General features: G+C 40.0%; 12 protein-coding genes. 10 read left to right on the forward strand and 2 right to left on the reverse strand.

All coding sequences use genetic code 11. The annotated features are described in order from the left end of the window. Nucleotides 1-5: 5 nt before the first annotated feature. Complete coding sequence (locus GWJ05_RS11795; protein ID WP_036935563.1) at nt 6-1,244, forward strand: hypothetical protein; 1,239 nt, start codon at nt 6-8, stop codon at nt 1,242-1,244. Nucleotides 1,245-1,343: 99 nt separating this feature from the next. On the opposite strand, the gene yfbR is transcribed toward GWJ05_RS11795, so the two are convergent. Further along, nucleotides 1,344-1,925: a 5'-deoxynucleotidase gene (yfbR, locus tag GWJ05_RS11800; RefSeq protein ID WP_036935565.1), complete on the reverse strand. Its 582-nt coding sequence runs from the start codon at nt 1,923-1,925 to the stop codon at nt 1,344-1,346. Between the two features lie 136 nt (nt 1,926-2,061). Beyond that, nucleotides 2,062-3,276: a pyridoxal phosphate-dependent aminotransferase gene (locus GWJ05_RS11805; RefSeq protein WP_036938933.1), complete on the reverse strand. Its 1,215-nt coding sequence runs from the start codon at nt 3,274-3,276 to the stop codon at nt 2,062-2,064. 854 nt (nt 3,277-4,130) lie between these two features. On the opposite strand from GWJ05_RS11805, the gene hexA reads away from it, so the two are divergent. The 9 genes from hexA to nuoI all read left to right on the forward strand — a co-directional run bounded on the left by hexA (nt 4,131) and on the right by nuoI (nt 15,095). Beyond that, complete coding sequence (gene hexA, locus GWJ05_RS11810) at nt 4,131-5,048, forward strand: transcriptional regulator HexA (protein ID WP_036935567.1); 918 nt, start codon at nt 4,131-4,133, stop codon at nt 5,046-5,048. 800 nt (nt 5,049-5,848) lie between these two features. Then, nucleotides 5,849-6,301: an NADH-quinone oxidoreductase subunit A gene (locus tag GWJ05_RS11815; protein ID WP_036912633.1), complete on the forward strand. Its 453-nt coding sequence runs from the start codon at nt 5,849-5,851 to the stop codon at nt 6,299-6,301. 17 nt (nt 6,302-6,318) lie between these two features. After that, on the forward strand, nt 6,319-6,993 hold the full coding sequence (locus GWJ05_RS11820; protein WP_004243697.1) for a NuoB/complex I 20 kDa subunit family protein: 675 nt from the start codon (nt 6,319-6,321) through the stop codon (nt 6,991-6,993). 76 nt (nt 6,994-7,069) lie between these two features. Next, a complete protein-coding gene (nuoC, locus tag GWJ05_RS11825) occupies nt 7,070-8,866 on the forward strand; it encodes an NADH-quinone oxidoreductase subunit C/D (RefSeq protein ID WP_036935570.1) in 1,797 nt (598 codons plus the stop codon). 2 nt (nt 8,867-8,868) lie between these two features. Beyond that, nucleotides 8,869-9,414, forward strand: coding sequence for an NADH-quinone oxidoreductase subunit NuoE (gene nuoE, locus GWJ05_RS11830; protein ID WP_006533305.1), 546 nt, complete (start codon nt 8,869-8,871; stop codon nt 9,412-9,414). Next, nucleotides 9,411-10,775, forward strand: a complete 1,365-nt coding sequence (gene nuoF / locus GWJ05_RS11835) for an NADH-quinone oxidoreductase subunit NuoF (RefSeq protein WP_036935572.1) — start codon at nt 9,411-9,413, stop codon at nt 10,773-10,775. Before nuoE ends, nuoF begins: the two co-directional genes overlap by 4 nt. A 53-nt stretch (nt 10,776-10,828) precedes the next feature. Further along, complete coding sequence (gene nuoG, locus GWJ05_RS11840; protein ID WP_115370756.1) at nt 10,829-13,561, forward strand: NADH-quinone oxidoreductase subunit NuoG; 2,733 nt, start codon at nt 10,829-10,831, stop codon at nt 13,559-13,561. Then, nucleotides 13,561-14,538 (forward strand): NADH-quinone oxidoreductase subunit NuoH, encoded by a 978-nt coding sequence (nuoH, locus tag GWJ05_RS11845; RefSeq protein ID WP_006533300.1) that lies wholly within the window; start codon nt 13,561-13,563, stop codon nt 14,536-14,538. Before nuoG ends, nuoH begins: the two co-directional genes overlap by 1 nt. Nucleotides 14,539-14,552: 14 nt before the next feature. Continuing rightward, nucleotides 14,553-15,095, forward strand: coding sequence for an NADH-quinone oxidoreductase subunit NuoI (gene nuoI / locus GWJ05_RS11850; protein ID WP_036935576.1), 543 nt, complete (start codon nt 14,553-14,555; stop codon nt 15,093-15,095). Nucleotides 15,096-15,101: the final 6 nt, after the last annotated feature.

Raw genomic sequence — 15,101 nt, forward strand, 5'->3', positions numbered from 1 at the left:
ATATAATGGACATAAAGCTAGTAACTGCCCAAAAAAGCATTTCGATTTCAAATGATAAACATAGTCAAAGTGATAGGCGTATAAGTACCATATTAAACAGTAGTATAGACTTTAAAGCTAATGGAAATAATCGTACCTCAGAAGAAAGTAATAAAGTATTAAGTGGTAAAATAAAAGAGTTAATAATAGAAAAAAATATTCAGGGTAAATCAACAACAAGAGTGAATAATAAAAACAGTGTTTTTTCTAATGAGCACAATAAAAATATGACTCAAAGTGTTAGCGATGATTTAAAACAGATAAAACAGGCTATTTCTACACGTCATACTGTTTTTAAAGGATTGATTGCGAATAGTTTGATTAATAATAATAAAGAAAGTGTGGGGAATGAAATATTATCAAAATATAATAATTTCACCTCATTAGCACCTGAGTTTCATAATAAATCATCAAAAGCAATGAGTGATTTTTCTATTTCATTAGAATTAAAATATGCTGATGAGGCAATAATATTTTCTATATTAGAAAATAATAATAAGAATGATTCTGTTGAGTATGTAAAGGATTATTTAAATGAGAAATACCAAGGATATATAGATGCTAGAAAAAATAAATTAAACATCACTAACAGAGCGAAGAATATATTAAAAACAATGGGGTCAAATAAGTTTGATAAAAAAATAGAAAACCTTTTTGAACTTGTTAATGATTTTAAAAATAAAAATATCGTTAGAAATAAAAGTGATTTAAATACACATGATATCTTCCAAGGAATAACTCAAAATTATCTTAATGATAATAATATTCATGTTAATTTAGAACAAGCTGAAAATATTATTGAGAAAATGATAAAAGATAAAGGTCTAGAGTTTGCTGCTACATTGAACTCAGAAAAGCGATTGGAAACAGTTAATTCGGCAATTGACCAAGCATTAGATTATATGGAAGCACTAAAACTTTATGAAAATAAAAATGATATAATAAAGCTTGCTATGGGAAAAACAAAAAGTATCAATAGAAGTAATATGTTTATGCGAGGTGTGAAAGGAATAAGAAATTTAGTTATTGGTAAAGATAATAGCAAAATCGATAGACTAAATAAATTAACAGAAGGTTTGATCGTAAGTTTTGAATCCAATACATTGAAGCTTTTAGCAGAAAATATAAGGGAAATGGAAAATATAAAAAATATAAGTGATAATGATATTAATCCTGATAAAGACAGAGTGAAAAATGAAGATTGATTCATATCATTAAATCAATAAAAATTAAATTACAGCCTCAAATTTTAAGGTGAGTGATTATTGTTATCACTCACCTTTTTATAAAAATGTTTTACTTAATTACTCACTAATCTCATCTAGAGATAAACTAAAGCCTGGCACAAAAACGCTCATAAAATAGTCCATTTCAGGGCTATTTCTCTCCGCTAAGGTTTTTTCTAAGCGATTTTTAGCTAAATTAAATTCGCTATTGCCCGCAGCTAATTCTTCAAGGCATTTTAAATAAGCACATAAGCTATCGGCTTGTTTTACAATAAAGGTTTCTTCCTCACTATGTCGTTGCTCATCGATAAGAGGACGAAAATCGTCTTGTAACTCTTCGGGTAACATTTCAATCAATTTTTGCTGTGCGTATTTTTCTATTTTTTTATATTCATGAGCAATTTGTGGATTATGGTACTTAATCGGTGTTGGCATATCACCGGTGATCACTTCGCTGGCATCATGATACATCGCCTGTAATGCGATACGTTCTGCATTGACATTACCGTCAAACAACCGATTTTTAATTATGGCTAAGGCATGGGCAACGAAAGCGACCTGTAAACTGTGTTCAGAAACGTTTTCTTGGCGAATATTACGCATTAAAGGCCAACGAGTAATGAGTTTTAAGCGAGAAAGGTGGGCAAAAAAGTAACTCATAATATCTCCCAATTGCGTGATTGAAGGCATTATTGTGAGTGGATAGCCATCAGATGTAAACGCCAATAAAAAAAGAAAATAAAAAACGCAATATAACGGATTGTTATACTGCGTTTTGTTCTAATATAAGATAATTTTATTGGTGATAACCCACAATAAAACGACCAAATTTTTGAATTGCCATATCTAAATCATCTTCACGAGGAAGGGTGACAATACGGAAATGGTCTGGGTATGGCCAGTTAAACGCTGTACCTTGCACTAATAGCACTTTTTCTTGCAGTAATAAATCAAGGATCATTTTCTGATCGTCTTTAATACTGTAGCGATGTAAGTCAATTTTAGGGAACATATACAATGCACCCATTGGTTTAACACAAGATACACCTGGTATTTGATTGATGAGTTCCCAAGCGCGATTACGTTGTTCGTATAAACGGCCACCTGGCAGAATAAATTCACTAATACTTTGATAGCCACCTAATGCTGTTTGAATGGCATGTTGCATCGGGACATTGGCGCATAAACGCATAGAAGCTAGCATATTTAAGCCTTCAATATAACTTTTAGCATGCTTTTTAGGGCCGTTTAATACCATCCAACCTTGACGAAAACCAGCAACCCGATAGGTTTTTGATAAACCATTAAAAGTGACTGTTAATAAATCAGGCGCCATCGCTGCAATAGAGTGGTGCTCTGCATCATCATAGAGAATTTTATCGTAGATTTCGTCGGCAAAGATAATAAGGTTATGTTGACGGGCTATTTCAACGATTTCCAGTAAAATATCTTTACTATATACCGCACCTGTTGGATTGTTTGGATTGATAATCACAATACCACGGGTGTTTTTTGTAATTTTACTGCGAATATCATCGAGATCAGGGAACCAACCTTGTTGTTCATCACACATATAATGAACCGCATTTCCCCCAGAGAGAGAAACAGCAGCCGTCCATAAAGGATAATCAGGGGCTGGTACAAGCATTTCATCACCATTATTTAATAAGGCTTGCATTGCTTGTACGATTAATTCAGAAACACCATTACCAATATAGATGTCTTCAACAGTGACATCACGCATATCACGAGCTTGATAATGCTGCATGATAGCTTTACGCGCAGAGAACAGCCCTTTCGAATCACTATAGCCCTGTGAACTTGGTAGATTACGAATAACATCTACTAAGATCTCATCAGGTGCTTCAAAGCCAAAAGGTGCCGGGTTACCAATATTGAGTTTTAAAACTTTGTTACCTTCTTCTTCCAGACGTTTTGCTTCTTGCAAAACCGGACCTCTAATGTCGTAACAGACATGTTCGAGTTTATTTGATTTTTTAATTTGATTCATAGCGCGTTTACCTAATAGGGTCTGACGTGTATCTCCGCTGTGGCGACTTAACGACATTTATCGCCAATGACTATTCATATAGAAAGATACGAATAAAAAGGCTGTCCCAGCAAATAACTGTTCTATCACTGTACTCTTACGTTACAAACTTTTGAAGATGCTAGGTAATTTTTGGTGTAAAAGGTCAGTTTATTCTTAGAATACTATTTTGATAACTGATTGTATCGCTTATGTTGGTGTTATGTTTTACTTTTAAATTTAAAACCAGACTATTATTCCGAAGAGAGGGGGCTTTTTAGTGTGGTGATCAGAGATAAGTTGATGTGGTAGGCAGGTAGACGAAATGTTGCATAATCAATTATTGAATAATTTTATCGGGTTTGTATTATCTGACTTAATATATTAAATTTTCAAATAATATGGTTAAATCTACTTTATTCTATAGCAATCAATCAGTTTAAGTATAAATTAAATTTAAATCTTAAATTTAATTTATAGGGGAAGATACTTAAATTGGAGTGCATAGTTAAGGTAATTTAAATTATTTTCAAAATGTTAAAAATTATGCATGAGAAAGCAATATAGTATGATCCATGTCTAACTTGTGATGATGGTATACAGTTCTTTCTTGTGAATGCTTAAAATGATAATAAAATTTAATTTGTTACAAAAATATGCAATTCCTTTCTATCTAGGAGGTGTAAACGATAAGAAACAAATGTAAAGTAATCTGTATGTCTTTGCTCTCTTTTTCAGAGTAGAGTACTGTCTAAATCTGAAGTCTTTTTTAGACTTTTGATAAAAAACACCAGGTATATGTAATTTAAAAATCAAAAATAAGTGAAGAATAAACAATGATTAATGCAAATCGTCCGATAATGAATCTCGACCTCGATCTGCTTAGAACGTTTGTCGCTGTAGCAGATTTAAACACGTTTGCAGCTGCAGCTGCAGCGGTATGTCGAACCCAGTCTGCTGTTAGCCAGCAGATGCAACGTTTAGAGCAATTGGTGGGCAGAGAGCTTTTCGCCCGTCATGGTCGTAATAAATTACTTACAGAGCATGGCCTTCAATTATTAGGTTATGCGCGTCAAATTTTACGTGCAAACGATGATGCAACTGCGTCATTAACGTATAGCGATGCGGAAGGAGAGCTACGTATTGGTGCTTCTGACGACTCTGTTGATACGTTATTACCTTTTTTATTAAACCGTATCGCATCAGTGTATCCACGTTTAGCGGTTGATGTCCGTATTAAGCGTTCTCAATATATTGAAACAATGTTAGATAATCATGAAATTGATTTAGCATTAACAACGGCACGGATTGGGCATCATCCACGTACAGCATTACGTACAGCACCCGTGTTATGGCACTGTGCGCCTGATTTCCAAGTACAAATGAATGAACCTATCCCTTTAGTTGTCATGGATGAAACGAATCCGTTTCGTCAATTAGCAACGAATACACTCGATGATGCGGGTATTCAATGGCGTATTGCTTATGAAGCAGCCTCTTTATCTGCTGTTCGTGCTGCTGTAAATGCAGAAGTGGGTATTACAGCGCGTCCACTTGAAATGCAAAATGCCGATTTACGTATTTTAGGTGAAAGCGAAGGTTTACCGCGTTTACCTGAAACACAATATTGGTTATATCGTAACTTTGATGAACAAAATGAAGCGGTGTTAACTGTATTCAATGCAATTGAAAACAAGAAAACACCTTATACTGTCACTGCTCCTGAAGATATCAACTCTACGGAACTGGAATAATCATATTAATAATTGTGTAAATATTGTGTGTTAGAACACAAAAATTAAAGATTAAAAAAACAGTCAAATAAGACTGAGTAGTGATAAATAATGATAAACGGGAATAGATGCAATTAAACGCATTTACTCCCGTTTTTTTATTATCATTTTGGTGGATAGTAACATTATGTTAATATTTATGTTGATTTATGTATTCATCTTTGTGACATTTCATTCCATAACCCTCTCAACCACGTGTTAAAAAAATGTTTACCTTCCCCCCTGGTTAATCAGTTGTAGGATTTGTTAACAAATAAAAAGATTGTCTAGGTTTTAAGAGAATAAAAACACAAATCAAAATGGATATTTGACCTCCTCCACAATATTGGAAAGTTAATTTGTTAAAATTTGGATAAATTTTAAACTGATTAAGTATTTTTTCGACTATTTTGTGAGTTTGATCAAAAAAATAAGGCACATTTGCCTGTATTGAGTCAGGTTTTTCCTGAGATACTGGTGTAGTAAAATCGAATTATCGGTTAGACTAAGCGTGTTAGCAGAAAATTTGTAGGTTGACTGACACGTTTTAGCATTAGCCAGTAATTGTATGTTAAAAACGAGTGTTAAATTTGTTAAATCGCGATGGAAAACTGAGTGATTTGTCGCAAAGTTTTCCAAAAAAGAAGAAAGGTATAAATAGACTGTTATTATTTCTTTAATTAGCAAGTCTGTTTAATTCGCCTTTTTTTTCGTAATTAGAAATGTGGTGTAAACCGCCGGATAAGAGTTGGTTAATTGACACCACCTTTGATGAGTAAGCAATGAGTATGTCTACAACCACCGAAGTTATCGCCCATCACTGGGCATTTGCTGTCTTCCTCATAGGCGCATTGGGGTTATGTTCGCTCATGTTGTTGGGTGCCCGCTATTTAGGCGGACGCGCACAAGCAAGGGCAAAACATGTTCCTTATGAATCAGGTCTTGATTCTGTTGGCAGCGCTCGTCTGCGCATGTCGGCTAAATTCTATTTAGTTGCCATGTTCTTCGTTATTTTCGATGTTGAAGCACTGTTTCTTTATGCCTGGGCTGTTTCCGTTCGTGAAGTCGGCTGGTTAGGCTTTATTGAAGCATCAGTCTTCATCGCTATTTTATTAGCTGGATTATTCTATTTGGTTCGCATAGGCGCATTAGATTGGACGCCTGTCCGTTCTCGCCGTGAAACTGCGAGTAAAAGCCATGTTCGATTAACCAGCGGCAAACATCCGCAGCAGTAATAAGCGAGGCATTAGAAATGGATTATACACTCACCCGCATCGATCCGAACGGTGAGAATGACCGTTATCCCCTGCAATCACAGGAAATCGTCAGTGACCCATTAGATGCTCACGTTCATCGCAGCGTGTATATGGGAAAACTGGAACATGCGTTGCATGACGTTGTGAACTGGGGACGGAAAAACTCTTTATGGCCATATAACTTTGGTCTTTCTTGTTGTTACGTTGAAATGGTGACGTCATTTACGGCTGTGCATGACGTAGCACGTTTTGGTTCAGAAGTATTACGTGCATCCCCTCGTCAAGCTGACTTTATGGTGGTTGCGGGGACTTGCTTTACGAAAATGGCACCTGTTATTCAACGTTTATACGATCAGATGTTGGAGCCTAAATGGGTTATCTCTATGGGGGCATGTGCTAACTCTGGTGGTATGTACGACATCTATTCTGTAGTGCAAGGTGTGGATAAGTTTATCCCTGTTGATGTGTATATTCCTGGATGCCCGCCACGCCCTGAAGCTTATATGCAAGCATTAATGTTATTACAAGAGTCCATTGGAAAAGAACGTCGCCCATTATCATGGGTTGTCGGCGACCAAGGCGTTTACCGTGCCAATATGCAATCAGAACGAGAAAGAAAACACGGTGAGCGTATCGCAGTTAAAAATCTGCGTACTCCTGACGAAATTTAAAGGCTTTTGCCTAAGACGTAACCAGAGCAATGTGTTGCGATCATAGTAACCCTGATCAACGTTGTGGTGAATAGAAATGACCGATCAGATAGCGCAAAAAGGCGCTCGGCCAGCGTGGGAAACGACCGATCATATTGATGATCAGGTGGTTAATGAACTGCGTCAGAAATTTGGGCCAGATGCGTTTACGTTCCAGCCTACTCGTACTGGCATGCCAGTTGTTTGGGTTAAGCGGGAACAACTCATTGAGGTAATGCTATACCTCAAATCTTTACCAAAACCTTATGTCATGCTGTTTGATATGCATGGCTTTGATGAGCGTCTTCGTACACACCGTCAAGGCTTACCAGCAGCAGACTTTTCCGTTTTCTATCATCTGATATCAATCGATCGTAATAAAGATATTATGTTGAAAGTCGCATTAAGTGAAAATGATCTTAATGTTCCGACTATCACATCTCTCTTTCCTAACGCGAATTGGTATGAGCGTGAAGTCTGGGATATGTTTGGGATTGTCTTTAATGGGCACCCAAATTTACGCCGTATAATGATGCTTCCTGATTGGGAAGGTCATCCACTGCGTAAAGATTATCCTGCGCGTGCGACAGAGTTCGATCCTTATGTGCTGACAAAGCAGAAGCAGGATCTGGAAATGGAATCGCTGACATTTAAACCTGAAGAGTGGGGGATGAAGCGCGGTACGGAGAATGAGGACTTTATGTTCTTAAACCTCGGCCCTAACCATCCATCCTCTCACGGTGCATTCCGTATTATTCTTCAGCTTGATGGCGAGGAAATCGTCGACTGTGTACCTGATGTGGGTTACCACCACCGTGGTGCTGAAAAAATGGGTGAGCGCCAATCTTGGCACAGCTATATCCCATATACAGACCGAATCGAATACCTTGGCGGATGCGTGAACGAAATGCCTTATGTACTTGCAGTGGAAAAACTTGCCGGTATTGAAGTGCCTGAACGCGTTAAAGTCATTCGTGTCATGCTATCTGAGCTATTTCGTATTAATAGTCACTTATTGTATATCAGTACTTTTATCCAAGACGTTGGCGCCATGACGCCAGTGTTCTTCGCCTTTACTGATCGTCAGAAAGTTTACAACATTGTTGAAGCGATTACCGGATTCCGTATGCACCCAGCATGGTTCCGTATTGGCGGTGTTGCTCATGACTTACCTCGCGGTTGGGAACGCTTATTACGTGAATTTTTAGATTGGATGCCAAAACGTCTAGATTCTTACGTAAAAGCAGCACTGCAAAATAGCATCTTGAAAGGCCGCACTATCGGTGTTGCCTCCTATAACTCGAAAGAAGCGTTAGAGTGGGGTGTTACAGGTGCGGGTCTTCGTGCAACAGGAGTGGAGTTTGACGTACGTAAATGGCGTCCATATTCAGGTTATGAAAACTTTGAATTTGAAATCCCTGTCGCAAGTAATGGTGACTGTTACGATCGTGTAATGCTAAAAGTAGAGGAGTTACGCCAAAGCTTACGCATCTTGGAACAGTGCTATAAAAATATGCCAGAAGGGCCATTTAAAGCAGACCATCCACTGACAACGCCTCCACCTAAAGAGCGCACATTACAGCATATCGAAACGATGATTAACCATTTCTTACAGGTTTCATGGGGCCCGGTTATGCCTGCTAATGAATCATTCCAGATGGTTGAAGCCACTAAAGGGATCAACAGCTATTACTTAACCAGTGATGGCAGCACAATGAGCTACCGTACACGTATTCGTACGCCTAGCTTTGCTCATTTACAACAAATCCCAGCGGTTATCCGCGGTAGCTTGGTTTCTGACTTGATTGTGTATCTGGGAAGTATTGATTTTGTAATGTCGGATGTGGATCGTTAATCATGCAAAATGAATTAAACCAAAAAGATGATGCTGTGCAGATTGAAATTGTTGATGTCACGCACTCAAAGAAAGCGACGTTTGTATTAACTGAAGAAGAACGCGCTGAAATTGAACAAGAAAAACATCACTACGAAGATCCGCGAGCCGCGTCTATTGAAGCACTGAAAATTGTGCAAAAGAACCGTGGATGGGTCGAAGATGGCGCAATTTATGCGATTGCGGATGTTCTTGGGATCCCTGCTAGCGATGTTGAAGGCGTTGCTACGTTCTATAGCCAAATTTTCCGTCAACCCGTTGGTCGTCACATTATTCGTTTTTGTGACAGCGTGGTTTGTCATATTACAGGTTATCAAGGCATTCAAGCAGCAATTGAAAAGCATCTTAATATCATTCCAGGTCAAACAACACCAGATGGTCGCTTTACATTACTGCCAACCTGCTGTTTAGGTAATTGTGATAAAGGTCCTACTATGATGGTAGATGACGATACTCACAGCTTTGTTAAACCTGAAGAGATTGAAACGTTACTGGAGCAGTATCCATGACAGCAATTTCGGGAGCAAAACCGATTATTCGTAGCGCAGAAACGCACCCGCTAACGTGGCGCTTACGCGATGATCGTCAGCCTGTATGGTTGGATGAATACCGTGCTAAAAACGGTTATAAAGCGGCAGAAAAAGCATTAAAAGGTATGTCACCGACGGAAGTGACCACTGAAGTTAAAGATGCTGGTCTAAAAGGTCGTGGTGGTGCTGGATTCTCAACAGGCTTGAAATGGAGCCTGATGCCAAAAGATGAAAGCATGAATATCCGTTACATCCTTTGTAACGCAGATGAAATGGAGCCGGGAACATATAAAGACCGTCTCTTAATGGAAGAACTTCCTCATCTGTTAATTGAAGGGATGATTATCGGTGCTCACGCACTAAAAGCTTATCGTGGTTATATTTTCCTTCGAGGTGAATATGTTGAAGCCGCTAAGCATTTACGTCACGCAATCGAGGAAGCAAAAGCAGCAGGCTTTCTTGGTAAAAACATCTTTGGTTCAGGTATTGATTTTGAATTGTTTGTTCATACAGGCGCAGGTCGTTACATCTGTGGTGAGGAAACAGCCTTAATCAACTCATTAGAAGGTCGTCGTGCGAACCCGCGATCTAAACCTCCATTCCCCGCAACATCAGGCGCATGGGGTAAACCAACTTGTGTCAATAACGTCGAAACACTGTGTAACGTGCCTGCGATTATTGAACACGGTAAAGATTGGTATATCGGCTTAAGTGAAGGCAAAAGCCCAGATGCGGGGACTAAATTAATGGGATTCTCAGGTCGCGTGAAATTTCCGGGCTTATGGGAATTACCCTTTGGTACAACAGCGCGTGAGATCCTTGAAGATTACGCAGGCGGTATGCGTGATGGCCTTAAATTGAAAGCATGGCAACCAGGGGGGGCAGGTACTGACTTTCTCACTGAAGATCACCTCGACCTCCCAATGGATTTTGGCACGATTGCCAAAGCAGGTAGCCGTTTAGGCACAGCGCTTGCGATGGCGGTAGATAATGAAATTAATATGGTTTCATTAACGCGCAACTTAGAAGAATTCTTTGCGCGCGAATCTTGTGGCTGGTGTACACCTTGTCGTGATGGCTTGCCATGGAGTGTCGAAATCTTACGTGCGATAGAAAACGGTAAAGGTCGTCCTGGTGATATTGAAACCCTTGAGCATTTATGTCGTTCTTTAAGTCCAGGACACACATTCTGTGCTCACGCACCGGGTGCAGTAGAACCTTTACAAAGCGCCATTAAATATTTCCGTGAAGAATTTGAAGCGGGCATTATTCAAGAAGATTATACCAATGCCAACTTGATCAGAGGTATTCAGCCTAACTTGCTGAAAAGCCGCTGGTAATTTTTCACGACACATTCTAGGTTTAACGCCTGCTGTGCAGGCCTTTGGGAAGCATGCTGACTATGGCTACGATTCATGTAGACGGCAAAGAATATGAAGTTAACGGGGCTGATAACCTGTTAGAAGCCTGTCTTAATTTAGGCTTAGATATTCCTTATTTTTGCTGGCACCCAGCGCTGGGAAGCGTTGGCGCTTGCCGCCAGTGTGCGGTTAAGCAGTATCAAAATGCTGAGGATACCCGCGGTCGTTTAGTGATGTCTTGTATGACACCCGCGACTGATGGCACGTTTATTTCTATTGATGACGAAGAAGCGAAGAAATTCCGTGAAAGCGTTGTTGAATGGTATATGACAAACCATCCTCATGACTGTCCAGTTTGTGAAGAAGGAGGCAACTGCCACCTTCAAGATATGACGGTAATGACAGGTCACACTATGCGTCGCTATCGCTTTACAAAGCGTACACATAGAAACCAAGATCTGGGACCGTTTATTTCTCATGAAATGAACCGTTGTATTGCTTGTTATCGCTGTGTTCGTTATTACAAAGACTATGCTGATGGTACTGATTTAGGTGTTTTTGGTGCGCATAACAACGTTTTCTTTGGTCGTGTTGAAGATGGCACATTAGAGAGCGAATTTTCGGGTAACTTAGTTGAAATTTGTCCGACAGGTGTATTTACTGATAAAACTCACTCATCGCGTTATAACCGTAAGTGGGATATGCAGTTTGCACCAAGTATTTGCCAAGGCTGTAGCATGGGCTGTAATACAAGCCCAGGTGAGCGTTATGGCGAACTACGTCGTATTGAAAACCGTTATAACGGGACAGTGAACCGCTATTTCCTCTGTGACCGTGGTCGTTTTGGCTATGGTTATGTGAATTTAGCAAGTCGACCTCGCCAACCTAAAAAACGTTTAGGAAGTAACTGGTTAGAGATCAATGCTGTACAAGCAACTCAAGCTGCCGCGGATATGCTGAAGAAAAGCCAGCGTATTATCGGCATTGGCTCACCACGTGCAAGTATCGAAAGTAACTTTGCATTACGTGAAGTTGTGGGGGCTGAAAACTTCTATAGCGGTATTTCTGCATCAGAGCAGAAACGTTTGACATTAATGCTAGAGATTTTACAGAAAGGTGGTGTTCATACGCCATCTCTGCGTGAAATTGAAGATTACGATGCGGTTTTAGTGTTAGGTGAAGATTTAACGCAAACCGGTGCTCGTATGGCATTGTCTGTACGCCAAGCAGTGAAAGGTAAAGCACGCGAAATGGCTGCCGCTCAAAAAGTTGCTGACTGGCAAATTGCTGCGATTATGAATATCGGGCAACGTGCGAAATATCCTCTGTTTGTGACTCATGTTGATGAAACTCGTCTTGATGATGTTGCTGCGTGGAGTTATCGCGCCCCGGTTGTTGATCAAGCACGCTTAGGTTTTGCAATTGCCAATAACATTAATGGTGAAGCACCTGCGGTTGATGGCATTGATGAAGCGCTGAATAAACATATCGAGATGGTTGTTCAAGCACTTTCTCAAGCGAAAAAACCACTAATTATCAGTGGTAGTCATGCAGGTAGCGAAGACGTTATTAAAGCTGCTGCCAACATTGCGTTTGCATTAAAAGCAAAAGGTAATGAAGTAGGGCTTTCGTTTGTTGCTGATGATGCAAACAGCATGGGGCTTGCTATGATTAATGCGCAACCTATTGATAATGCTTTAAAAATTATGCGCAGTGGTCAAGCTGACACCGTTGTTGTTATGGAAAATGACTTATATCGCCATTACGATGCCAACATGATTGATGATGCGATTGCGAAAGTTGATAACTTAATTGTTATTGACCACCAGCAAACAGAAATTATGGCGAAAGCACATCTGGTTCTTCCTGCATCTTCGTTTGCTGAAAGCGACGGAACAATGGTGAGTCAAGAGGGTAGAGCACAACGTTACTTCCAAGTTTTCGAACCTTCTTTCTATAACAAAGAAGTGGTGATGCATGAAAGTTGGCGTTGGTTAAGTGCAGTTGATTCACAATGGCATGAAAGAACGTTAGATTGGACTCAGTTAGACGATGTGATTGAGCATTGTGCAACAAGTCTTCCTCAGTTTGCAGGCATTGTTGATGCAGCCCCGAATGCGTCATTCCGTATACGTGGTCAAAAACTAGCGCGTGAGCCACATCGTTACAGTGGTCGTACTTCCATGTTGGCAAATGTATCTGTTCATGAACAACGCCAACCAAAAGATATCGATACGCCATTTGCATTCTCAATGGAAGGTAATAACAGCCCAACAGCACCTCGCCAACAAATTCCATTTGCATGGGCTCCGGGTTGGAACTCACCTCAAGCATGGAACAAATTCCAAGCAGAAGTGGGTGGGAGCTTACGCTTTGGCGATCCGGGTGTACGCTTAATCGAAAGTGGTGATAATACACTTGACTACTTCACAGATATTCCTGCGCCATTTAATGCCCAGAAAAATCAATGGATTGTCGCACCTTACTACCGTTTATTTGGGAGTGAAGAGTTATCGCAACGCGCGGAAGTTATCCAATCTCGTATGGAAACCGCTTATTTGACATTGAGCGAATCTGATGCACAAGCATTAGCGTTAACTCAAGGTCAGCAAGCGATGTTTACTTATGAAGGTCGTGAATTCACCTTACCTGTGAAAATTAGTGCTCACCTGACTCAAGGTCAAATCGGCTTGCCGTTAGGTATGGCAGGTATTTCTCCATCGCTGGTGGGTGTATCGGTTCGTCAACTGCGGGGTATTGCATAATGAGCTGGTTATCTCCTGAAGTTACAGAGATTTTACTCACTGTTCTAAAAGCCGTGGTGATCTTGCTTGTCGTGGTCACCTGTGGTGCTTTTATGAGTATGGGGGAACGCCGATTACTGGGGTTATTCCAAAATCGTTATGGGCCTAACCGTGTAGGTTATGCAGGTTCAGCACAGCTAATCGCGGATATGATCAAAATGTTCTTTAAAGAGGACTGGATCCCAAAATTTGCTGACCGCTTTATCTTCACCATAGCACCAGTAATTGCGTTTTCATCTTTATTGCTGTCATTTGCCATTGTACCGGTTAGTTCAACATGGGTTGTTGCTGACTTAAACATTGGTATTTTATTCTTCTTGATGGTTGCGGGTATCGCGGTTTATGCCGTGTTATTTGCAGGTTGGTCAAGTAATAATAAATATTCATTGTTAGGTGCAATGCGTGCGTCAGCACAAACCGTAAGTTATGAGGTGTTCTTAGGACTCTCAATCTTAGGGGTTGTTGCTCAAGCAGGTTCTTTTAACTTGACAGATATTGTGAATTCACAAGCGAATATGTGGAATGTTATTCCACAATTCTTTGGTTTTATTACGTTTGCGATTGCCGGTGTTGCTGTTTGTCACCGTCATCCATTTGACCAACCAGAAGCAGAGCAAGAGCTTGCGGATGGTTATCACATTGAATATTCCGGTATGAAATTCGGTTTGTTCTTTGTCGGTGAATATATCGGGATCGTTGCGGTATCAGGTCTTATCGTGACGTTATTCTTTGGTGGTTGGCAAGGTCCTTTCTTACCGTCATTCATTTGGTTTGCACTGAAAACAGGATTCTTCATGATGATGTTTATTCTTATTCGTGCTTCGTTACCGCGTCCGCGTTACGACCAAGTGATGTCTTTTGGTTGGAAAATTTGCTTACCGTTAACGCTTATCAATCTGCTGGTAACTGCTGCAGTGATACTTTACAACGCTCAATAAGGGGTGATTGAACCATGACTTTAAAAGAGTTATTGACTGGTTTCGGCACCCAGGTACGAAGCATTTGGATGATTGGCTTACACGCTTTCGCCAAACGTGAAACACAGATGTACCCGGAAGAACCTGTCAATGTTGCACCACGCTATCGTGGACGTATTGTATTGACGCGTGATCCCGATGGTGAAGAGCGCTGTGTTGCTTGTAACTTGTGTGCAGCAGTCTGTCCAGTTGGCTGTATTTCATTACAGAAAGCAGAACATGAAGATGGTCGTTGGTATCCGGAATTTTTCCGTATCAACTTTTCTCGCTGTATTTTCTGCGGTTTATGTGAAGAAGCTTGCCCAACAACGGCGTTGCAATTAACGCCGGATTTCGAAATGGGTGAGTTTAAACGTCAGGATCTGGTTTATGAAAAAGACGATCTGTTGATTTCTGGACCCGGCAAATATCCTGAATATAACTTTTACCGTAAAACAGGTATGGCGATTAATGGCAAAGACAAAGGTGAAGCAGATGATGAAGCTAAACCTATCGATGTCAAAAGCCTGTTACCGTAAGGAGCG

Source organism: Proteus sp. G2626 (assembly GCF_009915985.1).
GTDB classification, from domain to species: domain Bacteria; phylum Pseudomonadota; class Gammaproteobacteria; order Enterobacterales; family Enterobacteriaceae; genus Proteus; species Proteus vulgaris.

What these genes read in the sequence shown, in the direction of transcription:
- GWJ05_RS11795 (WP_036935563.1), top strand. Translation starts at nt 6, where the DNA reads ATGGACATAAAGCTAGTAACTGCCCAAAAAAGCATTTCGATTTCAAAT.
- nuoI (WP_036935576.1), top strand. Translation starts at nt 14,553, where the DNA reads ATGACTTTAAAAGAGTTATTGACTGGTTTCGGCACCCAGGTACGAAGC.
- GWJ05_RS11820 (WP_004243697.1), top strand. Translation starts at nt 6,319, where the DNA reads ATGGATTATACACTCACCCGCATCGATCCGAACGGTGAGAATGACCGT.
- nuoE (WP_006533305.1), top strand. Translation starts at nt 8,869, where the DNA reads ATGCAAAATGAATTAAACCAAAAAGATGATGCTGTGCAGATTGAAATT.
- nuoF (WP_036935572.1), top strand. Translation starts at nt 9,411, where the DNA reads ATGACAGCAATTTCGGGAGCAAAACCGATTATTCGTAGCGCAGAAACG.
- GWJ05_RS11805 (WP_036938933.1), bottom strand. Translation starts at nt 3,276, where the DNA reads ATGAATCAAATTAAAAAATCAAATAAACTCGAACATGTCTGTTACGAC.
- nuoG (WP_115370756.1), top strand. Translation starts at nt 10,829, where the DNA reads ATGCTGACTATGGCTACGATTCATGTAGACGGCAAAGAATATGAAGTT.
- hexA (WP_036935567.1), top strand. Translation starts at nt 4,131, where the DNA reads ATGATTAATGCAAATCGTCCGATAATGAATCTCGACCTCGATCTGCTT.
- yfbR (WP_036935565.1), bottom strand. Translation starts at nt 1,925, where the DNA reads ATGAGTTACTTTTTTGCCCACCTTTCTCGCTTAAAACTCATTACTCGT.
- nuoC (WP_036935570.1), top strand. Translation starts at nt 7,070, where the DNA reads ATGACCGATCAGATAGCGCAAAAAGGCGCTCGGCCAGCGTGGGAAACG.
- nuoH (WP_006533300.1), top strand. Translation starts at nt 13,561, where the DNA reads ATGAGCTGGTTATCTCCTGAAGTTACAGAGATTTTACTCACTGTTCTA.
- GWJ05_RS11815 (WP_036912633.1), top strand. Translation starts at nt 5,849, where the DNA reads ATGAGTATGTCTACAACCACCGAAGTTATCGCCCATCACTGGGCATTT.